The sequence below is a fragment of the Campylobacter showae genome (assembly GCF_900573985.1).
Classification (GTDB): domain Bacteria; phylum Campylobacterota; class Campylobacteria; order Campylobacterales; family Campylobacteraceae; genus Campylobacter_A; species Campylobacter_A showae_E.
Genome location: NZ_UWOK01000001.1, coordinates 768,096 through 789,933, shown reverse-complemented (window position 1 = coordinate 789,933; position 21,838 = coordinate 768,096). Strand labels below are relative to the sequence as shown.

General features: G+C 48.1%; 18 protein-coding genes and 1 tRNA gene. 11 read left to right on the top strand and 8 right to left on the bottom strand.

The window, feature by feature from the left end; all coding sequences use genetic code 11:
• Window positions 1–372: 372 nt before the first annotated feature.
• Window positions 373–1,851 (bottom strand): 2,3-bisphosphoglycerate-independent phosphoglycerate mutase, encoded by a 1,479-nt coding sequence (gene gpmI / locus EE116_RS03945; RefSeq protein ID WP_122873326.1) that lies wholly within the window; start codon window positions 1,849–1,851, stop codon window positions 373–375.
• 79 nt (window positions 1,852–1,930) lie between these two features.
• Between gpmI and mraY the strand changes: the two genes are divergently transcribed.
• The 6 genes from mraY (at window position 1,931) to EE116_RS03910 (ending at window position 8,421) form a co-directional block, all read left to right on the top strand.
• Window positions 1,931–2,995: a phospho-N-acetylmuramoyl-pentapeptide-transferase gene (gene mraY / locus EE116_RS03940; RefSeq protein ID WP_122873325.1), complete on the top strand. Its 1,065-nt coding sequence runs from the start codon at window positions 1,931–1,933 to the stop codon at window positions 2,993–2,995.
• An 80-nt stretch (window positions 2,996–3,075) separates the two neighbouring features.
• The gene (murD, locus tag EE116_RS03935; RefSeq protein WP_122873324.1) at window positions 3,076–4,338 is read left to right on the top strand and encodes a UDP-N-acetylmuramoyl-L-alanine--D-glutamate ligase; all 1,263 of its coding nucleotides are present in this window, start codon (window positions 3,076–3,078) and stop codon (window positions 4,336–4,338) included.
• A gap of 145 nt (window positions 4,339–4,483) precedes the next feature.
• Window positions 4,484–4,559, top strand: a tRNA-Phe gene (locus EE116_RS03930).
• A gap of 292 nt (window positions 4,560–4,851) precedes the next feature.
• Window positions 4,852–6,057: a multidrug effflux MFS transporter gene (locus EE116_RS03920; protein ID WP_122873322.1), complete on the top strand. Its 1,206-nt coding sequence runs from the start codon at window positions 4,852–4,854 to the stop codon at window positions 6,055–6,057.
• A 138-nt stretch (window positions 6,058–6,195) separates the two neighbouring features.
• Window positions 6,196–6,552: a diacylglycerol kinase gene (locus tag EE116_RS03915; RefSeq protein WP_122873321.1), complete on the top strand. Its 357-nt coding sequence runs from the start codon at window positions 6,196–6,198 to the stop codon at window positions 6,550–6,552.
• A 327-nt stretch (window positions 6,553–6,879) separates the two neighbouring features.
• The gene (locus EE116_RS03910) at window positions 6,880–8,421 is read left to right on the top strand and encodes a phosphoethanolamine transferase (RefSeq protein ID WP_122873320.1); all 1,542 of its coding nucleotides are present in this window, start codon (window positions 6,880–6,882) and stop codon (window positions 8,419–8,421) included.
• 369 nt (window positions 8,422–8,790) lie between these two features.
• Here EE116_RS03910 and EE116_RS03905 read toward each other — a convergent pair whose 3' ends face one another.
• Together EE116_RS03905 and EE116_RS03900 are read right to left on the bottom strand one after the other, a co-directional pair.
• Window positions 8,791–9,204, bottom strand: coding sequence for a pyridoxamine 5'-phosphate oxidase family protein (locus EE116_RS03905; protein ID WP_122873319.1), 414 nt, complete (start codon window positions 9,202–9,204; stop codon window positions 8,791–8,793).
• A gap of 10 nt (window positions 9,205–9,214) precedes the next feature.
• The gene (locus tag EE116_RS03900; protein WP_122873318.1) at window positions 9,215–9,592 is read right to left on the bottom strand and encodes a hypothetical protein; all 378 of its coding nucleotides are present in this window, start codon (window positions 9,590–9,592) and stop codon (window positions 9,215–9,217) included.
• Between the two features lie 87 nt (window positions 9,593–9,679).
• On the opposite strand from EE116_RS03900, the gene EE116_RS03895 reads away from it, so the two are divergent.
• The 5 genes from EE116_RS03895 to gdhA all read left to right on the top strand — a co-directional run bounded on the left by EE116_RS03895 (window position 9,680) and on the right by gdhA (window position 14,192).
• Window positions 9,680–10,195 (top strand): ATP/GTP-binding protein, encoded by a 516-nt coding sequence (locus EE116_RS03895; RefSeq protein WP_122873317.1) that lies wholly within the window; start codon window positions 9,680–9,682, stop codon window positions 10,193–10,195.
• Window positions 10,196–10,249: 54 nt separating this feature from the next.
• On the top strand, window positions 10,250–10,945 hold the full coding sequence (gene dut, locus EE116_RS03890; RefSeq protein ID WP_122873316.1) for a dUTPase: 696 nt from the start codon (window positions 10,250–10,252) through the stop codon (window positions 10,943–10,945).
• 419 nt (window positions 10,946–11,364) lie between these two features.
• Entirely contained in the window at window positions 11,365–12,099 is a 735-nt protein-coding gene (locus EE116_RS03885) for an EI24 domain-containing protein (protein WP_122873315.1), read from the top strand.
• Between the two features lie 61 nt (window positions 12,100–12,160).
• Window positions 12,161–12,349 (top strand): hypothetical protein, encoded by a 189-nt coding sequence (locus tag EE116_RS03880; RefSeq protein WP_002949209.1) that lies wholly within the window; start codon window positions 12,161–12,163, stop codon window positions 12,347–12,349.
• Window positions 12,350–12,833: 484 nt separating this feature from the next.
• On the top strand, window positions 12,834–14,192 hold the full coding sequence (gdhA, locus tag EE116_RS03875; RefSeq protein WP_122873314.1) for an NADP-specific glutamate dehydrogenase: 1,359 nt from the start codon (window positions 12,834–12,836) through the stop codon (window positions 14,190–14,192).
• A 442-nt stretch (window positions 14,193–14,634) separates the two neighbouring features.
• On the opposite strand, the gene EE116_RS03870 is transcribed toward gdhA, so the two are convergent.
• The 5 genes from EE116_RS03870 to EE116_RS13110 all read right to left on the bottom strand — a co-directional run bounded on the left by EE116_RS03870 (window position 14,635) and on the right by EE116_RS13110 (window position 21,611).
• Entirely contained in the window at window positions 14,635–15,408 is a 774-nt protein-coding gene (locus tag EE116_RS03870; RefSeq protein WP_122873313.1) for an ABC transporter ATP-binding protein, read from the bottom strand.
• Entirely contained in the window at window positions 15,408–16,415 is a 1,008-nt protein-coding gene (locus EE116_RS03865) for a FecCD family ABC transporter permease (RefSeq protein ID WP_122873312.1), read from the bottom strand. Before EE116_RS03865 ends, EE116_RS03870 begins: the two co-directional genes overlap by 1 nt.
• A 207-nt stretch (window positions 16,416–16,622) precedes the next feature.
• Window positions 16,623–18,104, bottom strand: a complete 1,482-nt coding sequence (locus EE116_RS03860; protein ID WP_122873311.1) for a subtype B tannase — start codon at window positions 18,102–18,104, stop codon at window positions 16,623–16,625.
• A gap of 52 nt (window positions 18,105–18,156) precedes the next feature.
• The gene (locus EE116_RS03855; protein ID WP_122873310.1) at window positions 18,157–19,176 is read right to left on the bottom strand and encodes an ABC transporter substrate-binding protein; all 1,020 of its coding nucleotides are present in this window, start codon (window positions 19,174–19,176) and stop codon (window positions 18,157–18,159) included.
• Between the two features lie 176 nt (window positions 19,177–19,352).
• On the bottom strand, window positions 19,353–21,611 hold the full coding sequence (locus EE116_RS13110; protein ID WP_420886348.1) for a molybdopterin oxidoreductase family protein: 2,259 nt from the start codon (window positions 21,609–21,611) through the stop codon (window positions 19,353–19,355).
• Window positions 21,612–21,838: the final 227 nt, after the last annotated feature.

Genomic DNA, 21,838 nt, shown 5'->3' with positions numbered 1-21,838 from the left:
ACGTCCAAATTTTATAATAAAATTTAGCTATGTATTTTACTAGAATTTAACTCAAATTTATCTTTGTTTAGTATAGGATCAATAAATTGTATAATCAATAAAGACGCTAAGCATCCGCTCACAGTATCATTAATTGCGATATGTTTTGCATAAACCTAGATGCTTTGATATATAAGTCGCAAAATAAAAGCATAGCAACTAGTCCTCTAAACTGCAAAATAAACTTCATATAAACATCGAGATTTAAGAAAAATTAAAAACATAAAGGCATTTTAAAAGTTAACCAAGTTTATAAAGGATATTTTAAAAACTTGGCTTAAAATCAAGAATAGCTCAAAGTGAGCTTATTTGGAATAAGAAAAATAAACCGGATTAAAACAGCGCCTCGTCCATCTCGGCCGGTTTTTCGATACCCATTAGCGCCAAAACGCTCGCAGCGATATTGTTTAGACCGCCTGGTTTTACAACCCTTACGCCCTCGCCCATCACGAAGCAAAATACGTCAAAAGTCGTGTGGTTGGTTAGCAAATTGCCCTGCGCGTCCTTCATCTGCTCGCAGTTGCCGTGGTCGCTCGTGATGATTAGCGCGTAGTTTTTCTCCCCGGCCTTTGCCACGATGCGTCCTAGCGCCGCATCCACGGCCTCGACCGCTTTCACCGCCGCGCTAAATTCGCCCGTATGCCCGACCATATCGCCGTTTGCGAAATTTACTACGATCAGATCCTGTCCGTCCTCCATCCCTTTTAGCACCGCCTCGCACACGGCCTGCGCACTCATTTCGGGCTTTTCGTCGTAGGTTTTGACTTTAGGGCTTGGCACCAGCACCCTCGTTTCGTTTTGGGCGAGCTCCTCGACGCCGCCGTTAAAGAAAAACGTCACGTGAGCGTATTTCTCGGTCTCGGCAGTGTGCAACTGCGTTAAACCTGCGTTTGCGACGACCTCGGCAAGGGTATTTTTTAGCTTTTCGTTTTCAAATAATACGGGAAAGGCGAAATTTGCGTCGTATTCGGTCATCGTGAGTAGATTTTTGACGACGAACGGACGCACGAATTCGCTAAAATTTTCATCGCCCAAAGCCGCCGCGATCTCGCGCACGCGGTCGTTTCTAAAGTTTATAAATATCACGCCGTCGTTTTCGCCTATCCCCTCAAACCCGCCAAAGCTAGCCGGCACGATAAACTCGTCCGTCACGCCCGCCTCGTAGCTTTGCATGACGTATTCTAGCGGCAATACGGTTTGCCCGTTTTCCCCGCGCGTCATCGCGTCGTAGGCCGTTTTTACGCGCTCCCAGCGCTTGTCGCGGTCCATCGCGTAAAATCTACCGCTAACGCTAGCTAGCCTAAAGCCTACGCTTTGCGCCTTTTCTTGCAGAGATTTTATGAACGCCAGCCCGCTTTTTGGGCCCACGTCGCGACCGTCGGTTATCGCGTGAGCGCATACCTCGCAGCCGTTTGCGACCGCAAGGGCGCACATCGCGTCAAAGTGGCTCATGTGCGAGTGCACGCCGCCGTCTGAATAAAGCCCGACGACGTGAACTCGTTTGCAAGTTTTAAATAAATTTAAAAGCTTTTCGCTTTTGGCTAGCGAGCCGTTTTCAAAACCGAGCGAAATTTTTACCAAATTTTGATACAAAACCCGCCCGCTGCCAATACACATATGCCCGACCTCGCTGTTTCCCATCTGTCCGTCAGGTAAGCCAACTGCTAGGCCTGAGGTTTTTATGAGCGCGTTTGGAACGTTTTTAAACAACCAGTCGTATGTGGGCTTTTTTGCCGCCGCAAATGCGTTAAATTCGCTACTTTCATTATATCCGATGCCGTCTGTGATCACCAAAATAGTTTTTTGTGCCATTTTTAAATTTTTGCCTTAAATTTAGATATTTTTTAACGGCATTATACTAAAATTAGTTTTTTTTAAAATAAAGGTCTTTATGTTTTACTATATTTATGAATTCTTAAATTTTAATATCTTTCAATACATCACCGTTCGCGCGGGATTTTCGTTTTTTATCGCATTTTGCTTGACCGTTTGGGCGCTGCCTAAATTTATCGCGTGGGCAAAGGCCAAAAACGCCGCCCAGCCCATCTATGAGCTGGCTCCGCAAACGCACCAAAAAAAGGCCAAAACGCCGACGATGGGCGGGCTTGTCTTTATCGGTGCCGCACTTGGGGCGAGCGTGATTTGCGCGCGCCTTGACAACGTCTTCGTCCTTGCCTCGCTGATCTGTCTAGCGGGCTTTACCGCACTTGGGTTTAAAGATGATTTTCGCAAAATTTCAGGCGGCAAAAACCACGACGGACTAAGCCCTAGAGCCAAGCTTGCGGCGCAAATTTTGATCGCCTTCGCCGTTTCGACGATGCTCTATTTACACGGCGAGCTAGGCAGTAAATTTTACCTACCGTTTTACAAATTTTCGGTGCTTGATCTAGGCGTTTTTGCGGTGGCTTTTTGGACGCTCGTTATCGTCGCCGCCTCAAATGCGGTAAATTTAACCGACGGCCTAGACGGTCTAGCTACGGTACCTGCGGTGTTTTCGCTGCTGACTCTGGGCGTATTTGCCTACATCTGCGGACACGCGGTATTTAGCTCGTATCTGCTTTTGCCCAAGATCGCGGGCGTGGGCGAAACGGTCGTCGTGGCTGCTGCGCTGATCGGCTCGCTGATGGGATTTTTGTGGTTTAACTGCCATCCGGCCGAGGTTTTCATGGGCGATAGCGGGAGCTTAAGCGTAGGCGCATATATCGGACTTATGGGCGTGATGACGAAAAACGAAATCCTGCTCATCATCATCGGCTTCGTGTTCGTGATGGAGACCCTAAGCGTGATTTTACAAGTAGGAAGCTTTAAAATTTTTAAAAAGAGAATTTTTCTCATGGCGCCGATACATCATCATTTTGAAATAAAAGGCTGGGTAGAAAATAAGATCATCGTGAGATTTTGGCTCATCGCCGTTTTGGCAAATTTGATCGCCATGACCGCGCTAAAAATCAGGTAAATTTAACGCGAGCAAAATGGCGAAAAAGCTAATCTGGACACGGACAAGATAACGCAAATTTTAGGGGCAAAGGGGAGAAAATGAGAAAATCGCTATTTGGCTACGGCGGCACGACCCGCGCGATCGCGAAAAACTTCGGCAAAGAGGGCGGCTGGGACATCTACGACGATAAATTTAGCGAGATCTCAAGCGACGAATGGGGTAACACGCTACTGCCGCCAAATCTTTTCGTACCAAAAAAAAGCGGCCTCGAGATCCCGAGCCCCGGTTTCCCGCCGAGCCACGAGCTAGTTAAAAACGCGCAAAATCTCATCAGCGAATACGACTATTTTTATAAAATTTACGGCGACAAAATACCCTTTAGCGTCTGGATTAGCGGCACGAACGGCAAAACCACGACGACGAAGATGACGCAGCACTTGCTGGCGCGCTACGGCTCGGTAATGGGCGGCAACGTCGGCGTTCCGCTCGCAGACCTTGACGTAAACGCCAAAATTTGGGTGCTCGAGACCAGTTCCTTTACGATGCACTACACAAACGCCGCGTCGCCCGGCATCTACGCGCTTTTGCCTATCACGCCCGATCACCTCAGTTGGCACGGTGACTTTGTCCAGTATGAGCGCGCCAAGCTAAAGCCGCTAGCGACGATGAGCGAAAGCGCGGTCGCAATCCTGCCTAAAATTTACGCCCAGACGCCGACTAAAGCGAAGGTGATAAGCTATGAAAACGAGGCAGATTTGGCCGAGTTTTGCGGGGTAAATTTAAGCGATATCGCCTTTAAAACGCCGTTTTTAATGGACACGCTTTTAGCTCTTGCTATCCAGAAAATTTTGCTCGATAGATGCGACGTACAGCTACTAAACGGCTTTGTCATCGAGGGCAACAAGCTCGAGGAGTTTCACGATGCGCGCGGCAGAACGTGGGTAAACGACACGAAAGCGACTAACATCGATGCGAGCATCCAAGCTGTCAAGCGATATGAGGGCAAATTTTTGCATTTGATTTTAGGCGGCGACGATAAGGGCGTAGATATGCGGCCGCTTTTTGAGGCCTTGTGCGGCGCCAAGGCGCAAATTTACGCTATCGGCTCAAATACAGATAAGCTAATGAAGCTTGCTGGCGAGTTTAAAATCCCAGCCGTAAAATGCGAGTTTTTAAGCGTCGCAGTCGGCGAGATAGATAAAAATTTCAAATTTGACGAAGTTGCGAAAGTCGACGCAAACAGTAAAAATTTGGACGAGATAGCCCTTTTAAGCCCTGCTGCAGCGAGTCTAGATCAGTTTAGCAGCTATGTAGAGCGCGGAGATGAATTTAAAAAAGAGATCTTAAATTTGCAAATTTAATGCGATATTCGCGCCGTAAAACCTCGCTAAATTTAGGCGACTGTCTTTGAAGCGAATTTTATACTTTAAAAAAGAGCCGAATTTTACGTATTTAACCAAAATTTAAGTATCAAGTGGCTAAAATCACATTTCTTTTTAACGGCGTGGTTGGATAGCTCAGTCGGTAGAGCAGCAGACTGAAAATCTGCGTGTCGGCAGTTCGATTCTGCCTCTAACCACCATCCCTTGTTTTTTACAATCTAAAGCATTTCAATAAAATCCAAAAGCAACCAGCTCATCATGTTTTATTTTTAAATACTTCGCAGTAGATCTCAAATTTTTAAACCACTACTCATCAAAGCGTTAAATTTAGCTAAATTTGCTCGTACGGACTTAAATTTGCTCTCCAAATTTGACCCCGAGTTTTTTAGATAGATCAAATTTAATTTGGCGCCAATTTCTACCCAAACAAACCTCAAAAATTTAAGCTTATTTTTTATACAATCGATCCCAAATCCAAAAGCGGAATTTAAGATGAAATTTATCCCCAAAACCTTGCCTTTCGTAGAATTTATCGCTCTCATGGCGCTTTTAACCTCGCTTGGAGCCATGAGCACAGACGCGATGCTACCCGCACTCATGCAGATAGGTCTAGATCTTGGCGTGACGCAGATAAACCAAACCCAGCTAGTCATATCCTCGATGTTTGCAGGCTTTGCCGTCGGTCAGATATTTTACGGACCGCTTAGCGACTTTATCGGGCGACGAAACGCCGTGCTGCTAGCGCTTGCGATATTTACGGCAAGCTCCTTTATCTCGGTCGTCACGAGCGATTTTACCGCGCTTTTAGCGAGCAGGTTTTTCCAGGGACTAGGCGCTGCGGGCCCTAGGATCATCGCGATGGCGCTTATCCGCGATCTTTACGAAGGACGCGCGATGGCTCGCGTGATGAGCTTTATCGCGGCCGTTTTCATCATCGTGCCCGCACTCGCCCCGATTATCGGCGGCTTTATTTTTAAAATTTATAGTTGGCGCAGCATATTTTTGATGCTTACTTTTATGGGGCTTGCTTGCCTAGCGTGGTTTGGACTGCGCCAGAGCGAGACTCTGCCGGCGCAAAATCGCAATAAATTTAGCCTAAATTTGATAAAAAGCGAAGCCGCGCAGGTCGTGAAAAATAAACGAACCGCAGGCTATACGATCATTTTGGGGCTGATTTTCGGGATGTTTTTGAGCTATATCAGCACCGCTCAGCAGATTTTCGAGGTGAGTTATAAGCTGGGCGACGAGTTTCCTATCTACTTTGCTATAAACGCCCTAGCTCTAGGCGCCGCGTCGATGATAAACGCAAAGCTCGTGATGATCTACGGCATGCGCTACCTCAGCATGCGCGCTATGGGGGCGTTTTGCGTTATCGCGGTCGCGTTTTTGCCCGTCGTCGTCGCGTATGACGGGGTGCCGCCGCTGTGGGCTTTTATGGCGTTTTGCATGAGTAGCTTTTTTTGCGTGAGCATACTTTTTGGCAACCTAAACGCGATGGCGATGGAGCCGATGGGCAAGATCGCGGGCATGGCGGCTGCGCTGATCGGCTCGGCTTCGACTCTTATCTCGCTTCCTATCGGAGTTGCGATCGGACAGATGTTTCGGGTCACGCTAACGCCTATGGTTGCGAGCTTTGCGATTATCGGTGCGGCAGCATTTGCGCTGCTTTATAGGACTTCAAGGATTTCCGAGGAGTAAATTTACGCAGGCTGGATTTGATCAAATTTGAGCGGTAAATTCGGTCGCCTTTTAGTTTATTTTAAACAACCTCGCCGTCCGCAAAATCGCCTTATAAAGCAAATTTACGCTATCATTGCGCAAATTTAAAGGCAAAATATGAAACCAAAATACAACTTTTTCAAAAACTCCAAATTTGCATTCGAGGGACTTGCCGCGATGCTAAAAAACGAGGCTGCATTTCGCTTTGAGCTTTGCATTATCCTCCCGCTCGCGCTAGTTTCGCTATTTTTACCCGTTTCCGCCGCACAGCACGCGCTGCTGATCGCCGTTTTCGGCCTCGTTTTAGTCTGCGAGTGCCTAAATACCGCGGTCGAAGCGGTAGTCGATCTCGTTTCGCCCGGCTTTCATCCGCTAGCTAAAATCGCCAAAGACTGCGCCTCCGCCGCCGTTTGCCTCTCTATCGGTACGGCTGCGATAACTTGGGCGTGGGCTATTTTTTCGCTAATTTTTTAAGAGCAGGGTGAAATTTGACGGCAAAAATAGTAGCGACTTTGCGCTAGTCGGGCCTTAAATTTGCGCCGAATTTGATTGGCGGCTTAAAAAGCAAGCTACGCCGCCAAACCCCAAAAATCCGTCGTTTGGCTAGCCGGGCGCGTAAAATTTATAAAAAATACGGCTAAATTTAACCGAAAAACCGCACAAACGCGCCGCCGTTTGTAAAACCAGCAAGAGAGCAAACCGGGCGAATTTAACCGTCTTGCGCCAAAATCGCGCCGAATGACTAAAGCTTTAAGCTTTTTTTGGATAAAGTTTCACTCTTATTATCAGTTTAGGAAAACTATGAAGCTACGTATTTCTTGGTTTAAATTTACGCTTTTAAACGCCGTTTTTATCGCCGCGCTAAATTTTGGGCTGTTTAATTTTATTTATTCAAGGCTTAGCTTTGAAGCTCATCCGCTGACGGCCGCAAGCCTGCCGGTTATATATTTTTCTCTGCTTTGCGCGCTCTTTTCAGTAGTTTTTTTGCCCTATCTAGCCAAGCCCGTTAGTATCGCGGCGATTGCGATCACGTGCGGTAGTAGCTACTTCATGCAAAGCTACGGTATTATAATCGATAGCGAAATGATAAGAAACGTCGCGCAAACGGACGCGGGCGAAGTGTTAAGCTTTTTAAATCCAAAGCTCGTTTGCTACATGCTGTTTTTGGGCGTTTTGCCCTGCCTTTTGGTCGCATTTGCGAGGATCGAGTACGGCGGCGCAAGGCGGCATCTAAAGGTCAAATTTGCCGCATTTTTCGGATTTTTAGCTCTCGCGGCGGCTCTGTTTTTACCGCAGACCAAGTCTATCATTCCGTTTTTTCGCGAAAATAGCTTCATCAGAGCCTACAACCTGCCGTTTTATCCGATATATTCGACTCAAAAGTACGTAAAACTCGAGTTTTTCAAGCCCGAATTTAAACAAATCGGCATGGACGCCACGATGAAGCCGAGCCGCGAGCGACGGTTGATGGTGCTGATCGTGGGCGAAACGGCCCGCGCGAAAAACTATTCGCTCGGCGGATACGCTAAAAACGACACGAATTTTTACACGAAAAATGAGCCCAATTTAGTCTATTTTAGCGATGCTCGCTCGTGCGGAACGGCTACAGCCGTCTCGCTGCCGTGCTTGTTTTCAAAATCCACGAGAAGCGAGTACAGTAGCAAAGAATTTAGCGAAAACGCGCTTGATATCCTAAAACGCGCGGGCGTCAAGGTCGTGTGGCTGGGCAACAACTCGGGCAAATGTAAGGGCGTTTGCGACCGCTTGGACGCGGGCGACGTCGAGTATTTTGACGCGGGATACGATACGAATATGCTGCTCTCCCTCAAAAAACGCCTCACAAATCTCGCGCAAAACGAGATCATCGTCCTACATTTGCAAGGCTCGCACGGCCCGGCATATCACGCCCGCTATCCGAGCGAATTTCGCAAATTTACCCCTACTTGCGACACGAGCGAGCTTAGCTCCTGCGATAGCGATAGCATCGTAAACACCTACGACAACACGCTGCTTTTTACGGATTTTTTTATTGGCGAGGTCATCAAGGCGGTCAAGGACGCGGGCGGCGATAAAAGCGCGGTTTGGTACTTCTCGGACCACGGCGAAAGCCTGGGCGAAAACGGCATCTACTTGCACGGTATGCCCTACGCCATCGCGCCCGAGGCGCAAAAGCACATCCCTATGATGGCGTACGCAAGCGATGAAGCGACGCTAGCTCGTCTGCGCGCCCAAAAAGACGACGCCGTCTCGCACGATAATGTTTTTAGTTCGCTGCTGGGGTTTTTTGGGGTGGAAACAAAAGAATATGATAAAAGCCTCGACATATTTGGCAACGTCGAGTAATTTGCGGCTTGTCTCGCGAGCGTCTTTAACGGAGCTAGTAAAAATTTAGCTCGATAGACTATATGTCTTATCTTCGCTAAATTTTTACGTCGCAACCCTTAAATCCGTCTCACGATACTTCACCTTAACTCTTTACGTTCAAATTTGAGTAGCCGAGACCTGTACCTTGACGGTGCTAAATTTTGTTTTCGCATTTGACACATGATTTTGTAAATTTGACCTTAAATTTGATTGTTAGAAATAAAGGCGAAGTATCGTGAGATGATTTTTCGAGTTTTGAAGCAAAATTGAGCGTGCGCTAGGCATATAGCCTGCGGAGCGAAAACTTTGCAAAATCTCGGAAAAGCGCTCGCGAGACAAGCCGTTTTATTAAATTTGTTCTCTCTGCCAGACGAGTTTCTTCCCAAACCCCAACGCATTATGCGTAAATTTAACCCAGCCTAGGCTCAAAGCATAAAGGCTCGGGTTCATCGCCAAAGCGTAAGGAAAGCGCGCGAAGTAGATTTTGCTTTGCTGCGCGGTTGCAGGGGCGGCTAGGGCGCGAAACTGCACGCCCTCTATCTTGCCGACTATTTTGGTATCAAGCGCGACAGTGCCGGCCACGTCAGGCTCAGCTAAAAACGCCTTCACGTGAGCGCTCTGCTCACCGCCTGCTACGACAAAAGCTAAATTTTCCTCGTCAAAGGCGTAAAAGCAGCTCGCGCAGTAGGGCTTGCCATCATCTAAAACAGCAAGGCTAAGCAGGTGCATTTTGCGGATAAATTTTAAAATTTTCTCATTCATTTCGTCCGCCCTAAGCGCTAAAAATTTGAGCCAAATTTGCCGAAACCCAGCTAAAATTTAGCACTAAAAAGCAAGCTAAAACTAGCCAAAAAGCAAAGATAAAAAGCTCGGTTCTGACAAATTTAGTTTCCGCTTTTTCGCGTTTAAATAATGTCACCGCAAGTCCCGCAGCAAAGCCGCCGATAAAGCTAAAATAGTGTACCGCCGCGGGCTTAACGAAGCTTGGCAGTTTGCCCGCGAAAAATAGCAAAAATATCGTAAGCGAGATCAAATTTGCCAGTAAAAAATAAAACGCGACGACTGGAATTTGCGGGAAAAATCCGTGCAAGACAAAGCTCAAAACGGTCGCGCTAATGAGCAAAAATACGCGCGTTGCAAAACAGCACATTTTCATCCTTTTTTTGCGTGATTTTAGCGCAAGGGGTATTAAGAAAAAAGAAATTTAGCCGATATAAAGCCAAAAGGACGGCAAATCATGAAACTACAAAACTACCAAAGCGCGAGCCTAAACAGCTTTGATTTTAGCTTTAAAACCAGCGGCGGCGACGAGATAAATCTAAAAATGTACGACAACAAAACAGTAGACTACGCCAGCGCCAAAACAGCCGGCGCATCGGCATCTGCGCTCACTCTCACGCATGAGTACGGCTATAGCTTTTCGTATAAAGGCGACGGTCTGGACGCTCGCGATAAAGAGGAGCTGGCAGCCGCTCTAGAAAAGATAGCGCCTAACATAGATAAATTTATGAAAAACGTCAAAGATGGCGAGGATTGGGTATCTTCGCGCGTGACAAATCTCGCAAACTCCCTTCGCAAAGAGCTTCCCGAGATAAAAGACGCAAATCATAAAAACTTTATCGCAGACGGTACGCTAAAGCTTTTTGATAGGCTGATGGAGCAAAATAAAGCGGACGCCAAGCTGCTGCAAAACTCCAAAAAGCTCTTTGATGAGCTCATTTCTCAGCTGGATAGCTTTAAATTTTACGTTTAGTTCGCGGTTTAAAATTTTCGCTATAATTCATAAATTTTAAAAATAGGAAAATTTATGAACGCGAATGAAAAAATCACCCAAATGCTAAATCTCCAGCAGAGTCTAAACGACGACACCAACGGCATCGGCTGGGAAAACGGCATAAACAAAAACGGCAAACTCATCAACTGGAAACGCTGCATATATATGGAGTGCGCCGAGCTCATAGATAGCTTTGCCTGGAAACACTGGAAGAGCATAAACGCGCCGACCAATGAAGACAATCTACGCGTCGAGGTCGTGGATATCTGGCACTTTTTGATGAGTTTGATGCTCGAGCAGTACAAGCTAAATAACCTTGGCGATATCGCAAAGCTTTCAAGCGACATCTGCGCTAGCAGCGGCTTTGAGGCGTTTTGCCGCGAGCCGTTTAACGTCGCCGAAGAGAACATCTACGAGATCATAAACGACGTCGAAATGCTCATAAATAAGTGCTCGGGCTTTGAGTATTCGCTCTTTGATCTGCTTAAAATTTACTTCTCGATGAGCCTAAAATGCGGCGTAAATTTAAGCTCGCTTTACGAGTGCTACGTCGGTAAAAACGTCCTAAATCGCTTCCGCCAAGACCACGGCTATAAAGAGGGCGCGTATAAAAAAGTCTGGAACGGCAAGGAGGATAACGCCGTGATGAACGAGATTTTAGCTCGCGGACTAAAAAGCGTGGACGAGATCTACGCCGCGCTAGAGGCCGAGTATAAGTCGGTAAAATAAAATTTGACGGCTTTACGGACTAAATTTGCGCCGCTTTGGTTGCTAAATTTAGCAAATTTAGCCAAAGTTTTTGCGATTTAGCTTGGCGGTTTAAGTCGTGGGTTGTTTAAAATTTGAGCGCGGTTTAGCCGTGCTAGCTAAAATACCGCTGTTTAACCGGCAAAAATTTACACCGCATGCAAGTCTCGCGCCATCAAAAAGCGGGTCAAATTTGAGTAAATTTAGCTAAATTTGAAGCTGGATTTAAATCGGTCAAATTTAGCCGCAAAATCTATGCGTGCGTTAAATTTGTGCGTCATTAAAAGCATTTGCCGTGCCGCTTTTGCTGGCAAAAAATGCGCGTCAAATTTAGAAAAGCCGTCGCGCCCAAACGCCCTTTTGCCGCATGACGGCATAAATTTAAATAAAATGGAGATTCGTTGTTCGCTGATATTTTACGCCTTTCGATAAAGGACCTTTTTACGCCCAAATTTATCGCGCTCTCTATCCTGCCGCTCGTTTTTTCCGCACTCATCATCGCAGCGATCGCGATGTTTGGCGGCCGCGAGCTATATGAGGCGCTAAACGCGGCCATATCGGGCGAGGCAGGCGCGCTGGCCGAGTATCCGATGGTGGCCAAAATCCTCAGCCTCGGTATCGCAAAATGGCTCATCGGCGCGATATTTTACGCGGTCGGCGCATATCTAGTCGTTATGCTTTCGGTTTTTTGCGCGCTCGCGGTTGCGGGCTTTCTAACTCCAGTGGTCGCCCGCGAGATAAACCGCAGGCACTACCGCGTGGAGGAGTCGCAGCTGGCAAATATCAGCCTAGCTCGCCAAACGGCTCTTATGGGTCAAATTTTGCTTAAATTTTTCCTGATCGCGCTTATTTGCGTGCCGATTTTAGCCGTGCCTGCGCTAAATTTTCTCGCCCTGCACCCCGCGTTTTTTTACCTTTATTATTCGCTACTTTTCATCGACGTAGCGCCAAATGCCCTCTCGCGGCACAAATTTGAGCTTTATTTGCTTGATTACGGCGGATACAAATTTAAAGCCGCCGCGCTGTGCTTTTATCTGCTTTGTTTGGTGCCTATTTTTGGGCTTTTCTTGCAGGTTTTTTTCGTTATTTATTTTTCGCATTTTTTCTTTTTACGCGAGACTTCGCGCTTGACGTAAATCATTTCAAATCAGCGAAAAAATAAATAAAATAAGCCCAAATTTTTTAAAAGGAAAACAAATGAGAACTGAAAATATCGTAGTTTGCAACGTCTGCGGACAAAAAAGCACAGAAAACGAAAACGCAGTATTTATCCGCGCCCACAAAAACGGCGAAGAGGTCGACATCTGCACGGCGTGCATCCCTAGCGTCATCCACGGCTCGGGCCTAGTAGTTCGCAGCAACGACGAAATCAAAGAGGATATGTAACCGATTTTAGCCCGCTTTGGGCTAAAATTTGATTTTTTACTATTTTAACCCGCCCAAATTTACTCCAGCATTTTCAAATTTACCGCTTTACGTAGATTGAAATACTCCTATAAAGTTAATCCGTATTTGCAACAAGCTCAAATTTAGCCAAAAAATAAATTTTACGAGAATAGCCGCAAATTTGCCCGCTAAATTTCAAATTTGACGAATTCTCGCCAAGTACACAAAAGCCAAAACGGCAAAATCCAGCCGCCGTAAATTTCAAGCTCCTAAATTTAACATAGTCCTACCAAAGCCAACTAAAATCTCCGTCAAAAGCCCAAACAAAACTACAACAAATTTATCAAAAAGTTACGTTTGATAAATTTAGTTTCGATACGTAACACTTATTACCTAAAATAAAAATATAAAAATAAATTTAAATAAAAATTTTTTCTAGGAGAGTTAATATTCAACTACGAAAATTTGACGAATAGGAGCGAAGATGAGCGAGTACATCGAAAAAACGATGGAGTGGATAAAAAGAACCAATCCGGGCCAAGGCGTGTTCGTACAGGCTGCGACCGAGGTGCTAAATAGCCTTGAGCCGCTTATAAAAAAAGAGAGTAAATACCAAAAACACGCGATCCTAGAGCGTATCGTCATCCCTGAGCGCACCGTGATCTTTCGCGTTACCTACACGGACGACGACGGCAGACCGCAGGTAAATAACGGCTACCGCGTGCAGTTTAACTCAGCCGTGGGCCCCTATAAAGGCGGTATCAGACTCCATCCCAGCGTCGATCTTGGCGTGCTAAAATTTTTAGGGTTTGAGCAAATTTTTAAAAACTCGCTAACGGGCGTAAATATCGGCGGCGCAAAAGGCGGTAGCACCTTTGATCCAAAAGGCAAGAGTGAGGGCGAGATAATGCGCTTTTGCCAAGCATTTATGAGCGAGCTTTACCGCCATATCGGCAACACCGTGGACGTGCCCGCAGGCGACATCGGCGTGGGAGCGCGCGAGATCGGCTATATGTTTGGGCAGTATAAAAAGCTCACGGGCAGATTTGACGGCATACTAACGGGCAAAGGACTAAACTGGGGCGGCAGCCTAGCGCGCACAGAGGCTACTGGATACGGACTGGTATATTTCACTCAAAACATGCTAAAAAAAGCTGGACTTGATCTAGAGGGCAAAAAATGCAGCGTCAGCGGTAGCGGAAATGTCGCCATATACACGGTAGAAAAGCTCTATCAAGTAGGCGCGCTGCCTATCACGGTTTCTGATTCAAACGGATACGTTTACGACGCCGAGGGCATAGATCTAGCGGTGCTTAAAGAGATAAAAGAAGCGAGACGCGCGCGCCTTAGCGAATACGTCAAATTTAGACCGAACGCAAAATACGTAAGCGTAAGCGAATATAAAGAGGGCAGAAACGGCGTCTGGGACGTGCCATGCGACGGAGCTTTCCCATGCGCGACGCAAAACGAGCTTCACCTAGCCGACATAAAGACGCTCTACGCTAACGGCTGTCGCTTCGTCGCCGAGGGCGCAAACATGCCAAGCACACTTGATGCGATAAATTTCATGCTAGCGCAAAAGGATTTTTACTTCGCTCCGGCAAAGGCGGCAAACGCGGGCGGCGTGGGCACGTCGGGCCTTGAGATGATGCAAAATGCCGGCATGACCGCGTGGAGCTTTGAAAAGGTCGATCACAGACTGCACGGCATCATGAATCATATCTTTGAGCTTAGTTACGAGACGAGCAAGGAGTTTGGCGACGAGGGAAATCTAGTACTTGGCTCAAATATCGCGGGCTTTAGAAAAGTAGCCGACGCGATGATAGATCAGGGGTATGTGTAAATTTAGATTGGGCTCGTTTTAGCTACGCTTAACGTATGTCGGCGAGCCTTTTTGGACACGGTTTTGCTTCGCTACGGCAGGTTTGTTTTACCGTCCCGTGCGCAAAACGCGGGTAATAAAGCCAAAACCGCCCAAATTTGCGAACTTTAAATTTAACGCCGAATTTACTAAAGACGCAAACCCGTAGCCGTCAAATTTACAGAGTCGCGCCGACTAAAACGCGCCAAGGCTCGGTTAAATTTATAAGCCTCAAATTTGAGTTAAATTTGAGAGCAAATTTTACCAAACGACAAGGCGAGCGGGAGTAGTCAAATTTGTAAGGCGGGCACGCACGCATTGCGCCTGCGACAAATTTATCCGCCCCATTGCTGTGCGCTCTCGCTCTCGTCTTTTTGATTTTGCATAGCGCAAATTTACGCCGCTGCTTGCTAGTATCTAGCGCTCACAGCGGATGCGTGAGGCAGCACTTTCTAGCTACTTGCTCGATGTACTCTACGCTCAAATTTAGCCCGTAAAGCTTGCTTAGATGCTCGCTTTCTATGATTTCATCCACGCTGCCGAAAGCCACCTCGCCCCCGCCTTTAACTAACGCCACGTAGCCGCCCAAAAGCACGGCGAAATCGGGGTTGTGAGTCGTTAGCACGATGGTGTAGCCTTGCTCTTTTAGCTGCTTAACTGTGCGCAGGAATTTATACTGATTTCCAAAGTCCAGCGCCGAGGTCGGCTCGTCAAACACGATGATCTGCGGCTTTGCAGCCATCGCGCGCGCGATCGAACACATCTGCTTTTGTCCGCCGCTCATCTGAGTGATAAATTTATCCTCAAGGTGCGTGATCTCAAGCTTTGCGGTAAATTCCTTCGCGATCGCCGTATCCTCCTCGCTAGGCCGCGCAAAGATACCCAGATGCGCCGCTCGCCCCATCGTGATAAACTCAAGCCCCGTGTAGTCGTACTCGCAGATCTCGCTTTGCGCGACGTAGGCCATGATTTTGGCGCGCTCTTTGTTGCTAAGATCCGCGCTATTTTTACCGCCGAGCCAAACTTCGCCCGAGTGCGGCGCCTGCGTGCCGCTGATTAGGCTTAGCATGGTCGATTTGCCCGCGCCGTTTCGCCCTAGTATCGTTAGTATCTCGCCCTTGCCGACGCGTAAATTTACGTTTTCTAGCCTACCCGCGCCGTTTGGATAGGCGAAATTTAGATTTTTTACTTCTAACATCACGCGACCTTTTTATTTCGCCAGAGAACCCAGACGAAAAATATCGTGCCGATAAAGCCCGTAAGTACGCCCAGAGGCACCTCGCTCACGCTGATCGTGCGCGCCAGGGTATCGACAAATAGCAAAAATATCGCACCCATAAATATGCTCGCAGGCAGGCTGCGGGCGTTGTTCGCACCCACTAGCATGCGCGCCAGGTGGGGCATCAGCAGCCCCACCCACGCCACGATACCGCTCACGCACACGCTGCATGCCGTTAGCAGCGTCGCGCAGACGATGATGACGCCGCGCTCAAGCGTTACGTTTACGCCCAGCCTCGCCGCGCTCTCGTCGCCTAGCGAAAGCAAATTTATCCTCCAGCTCATCGCTACGAGCAGCACCGCGCAGGCTATCATCACGGGCGCGATAAATTTAAGATTATCCGCGTCGATCTTAGCTAGGCTGCCCAGCTGCCAGTAAACGATGTCGGGCAGCTTAGTCTCTGGGTCGGCGACGTATTTTAAAAAGCCGATCACCGAGGCCATGAGACCGCTAACGATGATGCCTGAGAGCACCAGCATCAGCGTGCTAGATCGCCCCATCAGACGCGGTATAGATAGCGTCATACCTACGGCCGCGAGCCCGCAGACAAAGGCTAGCGCCTGCACCCAAAAAAGCGATAAATCAAACATAATCGCAAGCGCGGCTCCTACGCAAGCTCCGGCCGAAACGCCAAGCAGATCGGGGCTAACCAGCTGGTTACGAAAGACGCCCTGATACGCCGCTCCGCTGATGCTAAGCGCGGCTCCGACGAGGATAGCCGCGATAATGCGCGGTATGCGGATGTTTTCGACGACGTTTTGGATATTTGCCGCGGCGTCCGTCGGCACTCCAAAAAAGCTGCCGATCACGCTAAGCACGTCTGAGGGCACCACGTAAAACCTGCCGACGCCAAGCGCGACTACGCCGCAAACTACGGTCAGCACGGCCAGCAAAATCAGCGTAAATTTAAAACTAATATTTTTCATCTTTCTCCTAAAATAAAATCTCTGTCCGCGGTAGCGCCGCATAAAAATATCGGCATAAAGGTGAGCTTTGTCCACAACCGAAACAACCCCACATGAGCGCCAAATTTGAGCTATTCGGGGCAAATTTACCCGCCGCTTTGCCAAATTTAAACCCAGCGCGCTGCTACGCCAAATTTGAGCGCAAGCTTCCGCCGCGTCAAATTTAAGCTATTTTACGACGCGATCCATCCATCTAAAAAGCTCGTCCAGATCATAGTCGCCGCCGTGACCTTGCCCCCAAGGCACCGCAAAATCAACTGCCTTGCCCGCATTTTGTAGCCCCAGCGCCAAGATAAGCGGCACGGCTAGAGCAGTATCGGAGTCTGCCGCGCCGTGCCTGATACGGTAAAATTTAGCCGCGCTTTTATTGCCCAGATAGCTCATCGCGTTTACCATTTTTATGATTTTAGCGTCAGCGATCTCGCCCGTGCCGCGTTTTGCGCTAAATTCGGTAAAGTGCTTAGCCGCCGCGTCCGCATCACCAAAAAAGTCGTTTTCGGGATTTTGTAGCTCTAGTCCGTCAAATGCGGGCGTAGCCTTAGCGCGCGGCATAGACGTAACGTAGTCCTCAAATTTAAAATCATATCCGAGCGTGCAGCCCTGCGTCTCAAGCGTGAAAAACTCGGGCTTTAGCAGGCTTTTGTCGCGGCTTTTTGCAGACGCAAACGAGTCAGCAAGCGTCTTTTTGACATACTCTTTAAAGCTGCCTTCGCCGCTAGGCTCAAGCGTTAGCGCGCGGCCTTTGGCGTCCTTTAAATTTAGTGAATTTACGTAGGCGGGAAAGGCCGATTTTAGCGCGGCGGAGAGCTCTTTTTGCTCTGCGTTTAGCTCGCCGGAGACGGTTTTTGGCTTGCCGCTTCGGTCATTAAACCCAGCTGCGTCAAGCGCGCTAAAGTCCATTTTCTCGTATTTCGTCTGCGCGCCAAACATCCACTCGTAGGCCGCGTCGGCGTTTTCTAGGTTCGTAACCGGGCAGTAGGCAGAGACGGCGTATATCTCGTCGCTAGCCTTTGCGGCGCCGAGTGCGGCTAGATAGGGCTCAAACTCGGGCGCGTCCGCCGAGGCGCCAAGCAGCGCCGACATCGCTCCGCCTGCACTCGTGCCGTTTGATATGATTTTGTTTGCGTCGCCCGCCATAGCTGCGTCGTTAAATTTGAGATACCGCACGGCGGCCTTTAGATCGACGATAGCTGCGGGCGCTTTGCCGCTAAATTTGCCGTTTGCGTCCTTGAGCGTCCTGCCTCTAGCTCCAGGCGCAGCGACTACGTAACCGCGCTCAAGCGCCGCTAGCACCGCGTTTGGCTTACCGTTTTTATCAAGCGCCGGCGTAAAAGGCTCGCCAGGCATATATCCGCCGATGGAGTTTGGCAAAAAGATCGGAGCGCTTGCCGCGTCAAATTTGCCCGCCTCGCTTTTATCGCCATCAAAATACTGAGACGGAACGTAAAAATTTAGCCTCTGATACTCGCTATCCACGGGGTTTGCTACGTAAACTATCCCCTCGTAGGCTCTAAATTTGACCTCTTTTTCGCCTAATTTTATAGAGCGAGTTTCAAATTTATCCGGGTCAAATTTCAGATCCGCCGCCTGCGCGCTAATCGCCGCGCATAGGCAAGCCGCCGCGCTTAATGCAAGCGCCCTCTTTTTCATCTTTGCTTCCTTTTGATTTTGCCGGTTTACCGGCAAAATCGCTCAAATTTGATTATTTGCTGCCGTCCGGATTTAGTCCTTTTAGGATGTAGTCAAACTCCGCGTCGCTAAGGTCGTAGTTCATAAATTTCTTATAAAACGCCTTAGTTTGGGCTTTTACATCGACGTCTTTAAAGAGCTCCGGCTGAACGATAGTAGCCGCCCATAAAATTTGCAGAGCTGACTCCGCGCCGTATCTATCCCAGCTAAACACGCCTTTTGGGTTGCCGTAGACTTTTTTGTTTTTGACCGCTTTTAGCCCTGCAAATACGGGATCGGCGTAGATTTTCTCAACCGCTTTTTGATTATCCGCGCCGCCAACGATGATGATATCAGGGTCTGCCGCCACGATCTCTTCGGCCGTGATTTCTATCATGCTGCCCTCTTTTTGCACCGCGTTTTTACCGCCCGCGTATTTCACCCACGTGTCGATGATCGTTTTGGTTCCGTCGATTTTTAGCAGGTTTGCGCCGCCTACGATATGTAGTACTTTAGGGCGCGCAGCGTCGTCTAGTTTGTTCGTGCGCTCGGTAACTAGCGCGATGTTGGCATCTAGATTTTCGTTTAGTTCTTTTGCTTTGCTAGCTGCGTCGCCGCCGATGATCTGGGCCGTTAGTAGCACGCTTTTTTTCATATCGTCGTAGTCGCGAAATATCAAATTCGCCGCGCTAAAACCGTTTTTAGTAAGATTTTCTTGGAAATTTTTGTTTGATACGACGACTACGTCGGGCGCTAGTTTAACTAGCTCCTCGATCTGGATATCGTTGCCGTTTAGCGCAGCCGGCACCTCTGCGATGCGTGGGTAAATTTTAGCAAACCACTTATTTTTCTTGATTTGATCGGTCGTAGTTACGATCTTGTCCGCGCCGCCTAGCACCAAAATCACTTGGTTGTTTGCGTGCCAGAGCGCGGCTATCTTTTGCGTTTTGGCCGGGATTTTGACCTCATTGCCGGTCATATCGGTGATGGTTTTTACCTCGGCTCCTAGCGCTACTACGGCGCTTAAAAGCAGCGTCGTGAGAAGTTTTTTCATCTTTTGCTCCTTGTGAGATATAAATTTATAATATTACAAAATTGCATATTAAAATTTGTGGAATATTACAGAAAAGCATATTAAAATAAGATATATTTTTAAAATTTAATCAAGAAGCGAATTTAAAAGATAAATTTAAAAAGCCCCACCCGCGGTTTAGCAAGCGGGGCTAAAAATCACTCGTGGTGATAGTCGTCGTAGATGACCTTGTTGGTTTGGAATTTGATGCGTTTTAGCTCGCGAATACGCAAAAATTCCTCCTCCTCGATTCTTTGGATCTGGATGGCGGCCTTAAAGGTCGGGGTCTTACTGATGAAGTCCCAGCCGTTGCTCGTTAGCTCGTTGCAGCAGCTCTCCCAGTAGTGATATGTCATCTGTATGACGCCGTCTGGGACGATGCCCGTGACGTCTGCCTTGATGACGATATAACCGTATCTACTCCATGCTTTGATGAAGTCTCCTTGCTTTATACCGTAGCGCTGGGCCAGCGCAGGGTTCATCTCTGCGATCGGTCCGATGCTGTCGCCGCCCTCTTCGATAGCTTTTGAGCGTCTAGTCATGACGCCGCCGGCGTACTGATAGACTTTACGCGTAGTTAGTAGCTGTATCGGATACTCGGCGTCGGTCGGCTCGTCCACGCTACCGGCCATCACTTCGTACTCAGGCGGTAAATTTACGCGTTTAGCAAACTCGGCTTTTGCCGGCTCGATATCTGCGACGCTCTTTACGTGCAAGCAAGGGATAAATTTACCTTTGCCGTCCGGCGTAAAGAATTTTTTATCTAGATAGAGGCTCTGTCCGCCCATGTTGTTTTCGTCAGGGCACGGCCAGTGCAAGCCATGATACTTTTTGATGCGGTAGTAGCTCATGCCGCCGTATCTTCTAGGGTCGCACTTACGGACCTCTTCCCAAATTTCTTCAGGCGAGTTAAAGTTAAATCCCTCGGTCGCTCCGAGCCTTCGCGCTATCTCGCAGATGATCCACCAATCCTGTCTGGCGTCTCCCGGAGGCGTGATGACGTGCTCGTTGTGCTGTACGCGGCGCTCTGCATTGGCGTAGAGGCCTTCTTTTTCGCTACTTGCCACGCCGGGCAAAACGACGTCGGCTTTACGCGACGTTTCGGTTAAGAATATATCCTGAACCACATACATATCGACCTTTGAGATCGCTTTTAGGAAGTGGTTGGTATTTGGATCCGTCATAACGGGGTTTTCGCCCATCGTCCAGAAAAAGTGCACCCTGCCGTCAAGGATGGCATTTGGTACTTCGGTTTTATGGATGCCGATTTTACCGTTTAGGAAGCCAGGCTCTAGATGCCAAACCTGCTCGAACCACTCGCGCTGTTTCGGATCGGTTACCGAACCTAAATTTGGAAAAATATTTGGCAACACGCCCATATCGCAGCAGCCTTGGACGTTTTCTTGTCCGCGTATCGGTAGGTCGCCGCTTCCTAGCTCGCAGATATTTCCGGTTAAAAGGAATAAATTTGATATATCGCAAACCGCGCCTACGCCGTGGTTAAAGTGCGTTACACCCATACCGTGCGTGATGACGGCCGGACGGATAGTCGCGTACATGCGGGCCGCTTTTCTCACGTCCTCAGGGTTTAGATTGGTGTAGCTAGCGATGGCTTCAGGCGAATAGTCTTTGACCGCTTCGCGTACGTATTCCACGCCTTTGGTGCATTCGTTTACGAAGTCCCAGTTAACTAAATTTTCCTCGAAAATAACGTAAATTAGCGAGTTTATAACAGCGATGTTATGCTCGGGCGCTAGCTGCAAATGCACGTCCGCTCGGCTGGCAAATTCCGTTTTTATCGGGTCTACCACGATGAGCTTAGCGCCGCGGTTTAGCGCGCGCTGTATGTGCATCGCCGCGATCGGGTGGCCGTTTTCGGGGTTTGAGCCGATCATCAAGATACAATTACTATAAGGTCCGATCTCTACAAAGCTGTTTGTCGCCGCTCCGTTACCGATTGTTTTGGCAAGACCTGCCACAGTCGGAGCGTGTCAAATTCTAGCACAGTGATCGACGTTATTCGTGCCGATTACGGCGCGCATTATCTTTTGCGCGACGTAGTTGTCCTCTAGCGTACAGCGAGCCGAGTAGTTGCCTACTAGCGCGTCGGGGCCGTATTTTTCCTTGACCTCTTTCATCTTTGCGACGACTAGATCAAGCGCTTCGTCCCAGCTAGCCTCCTCAAGGTCTCCGTCCTTGCTAAATACGCCGTCTTTTTTGCGAATTAGCGGTTTTGTTAGTCTATCAGGCGCCCCCACGTAGTCCCAGCCGTAAAAGCCCTTTAAGCACAGATTGCCCTGATTTACGGGGTTATCCTGCACTCCAAGCGCGCTTCTTATCACGTTGTTTTCGACATGAAGCTCGACCTGACAGCCCGTGCCGCAGTACGGGCATATGACTTTGCCGGTCTTCGTCATTTTTTCTCCTTTTTTATGCAAATTTTGCATATTTATTAAATATGAAATATTTGCATATTTGTCCTTAAAAAATAATAAATTCTCTTAATGTCGTAAATCAGTTTCTAAATTTAAGATTTAATTTATATTGTATATCTGTAAACAAAGCCGAAATAGCTGTAAAATCGCAATTTGTAGCGTATCATTTTAGTTACTTATAAAGGCGTATTGAGAGATTTTATTAAGAT

Coding starts and splice junctions, on each gene's coding strand:
- EE116_RS03870 (WP_122873313.1), bottom strand. CDS start 15,408: ATGTTAGAAGTAAAAAATCTAAATTTCGCCTATCCAAACGGCGCGGGT.
- mraY (WP_122873325.1), top strand. CDS start 1,931: ATGTTTTACTATATTTATGAATTCTTAAATTTTAATATCTTTCAATAC.
- EE116_RS03855 (WP_122873310.1), bottom strand. CDS start 19,176: ATGAAAAAACTTCTCACGACGCTGCTTTTAAGCGCCGTAGTAGCGCTA.
- EE116_RS03895 (WP_122873317.1), top strand. CDS start 9,680: ATGAAACTACAAAACTACCAAAGCGCGAGCCTAAACAGCTTTGATTTT.
- EE116_RS03860 (WP_122873311.1), bottom strand. CDS start 18,104: ATGAAAAAGAGGGCGCTTGCATTAAGCGCGGCGGCTTGCCTATGCGCG.
- EE116_RS03900 (WP_122873318.1), bottom strand. CDS start 9,592: ATGTGCTGTTTTGCAACGCGCGTATTTTTGCTCATTAGCGCGACCGTT.
- EE116_RS03905 (WP_122873319.1), bottom strand. CDS start 9,204: ATGAATGAGAAAATTTTAAAATTTATCCGCAAAATGCACCTGCTTAGC.
- EE116_RS03915 (WP_122873321.1), top strand. CDS start 6,196: ATGAAACCAAAATACAACTTTTTCAAAAACTCCAAATTTGCATTCGAG.
- EE116_RS03910 (WP_122873320.1), top strand. CDS start 6,880: ATGAAGCTACGTATTTCTTGGTTTAAATTTACGCTTTTAAACGCCGTT.
- EE116_RS03880 (WP_002949209.1), top strand. CDS start 12,161: ATGAGAACTGAAAATATCGTAGTTTGCAACGTCTGCGGACAAAAAAGC.
- EE116_RS03865 (WP_122873312.1), bottom strand. CDS start 16,415: ATGAAAAATATTAGTTTTAAATTTACGCTGATTTTGCTGGCCGTGCTG.
- EE116_RS03920 (WP_122873322.1), top strand. CDS start 4,852: ATGAAATTTATCCCCAAAACCTTGCCTTTCGTAGAATTTATCGCTCTC.
- gpmI (WP_122873326.1), bottom strand. CDS start 1,851: ATGGCACAAAAAACTATTTTGGTGATCACAGACGGCATCGGATATAAT.
- dut (WP_122873316.1), top strand. CDS start 10,250: ATGAACGCGAATGAAAAAATCACCCAAATGCTAAATCTCCAGCAGAGT.
- gdhA (WP_122873314.1), top strand. CDS start 12,834: ATGAGCGAGTACATCGAAAAAACGATGGAGTGGATAAAAAGAACCAAT.
- murD (WP_122873324.1), top strand. CDS start 3,076: ATGAGAAAATCGCTATTTGGCTACGGCGGCACGACCCGCGCGATCGCG.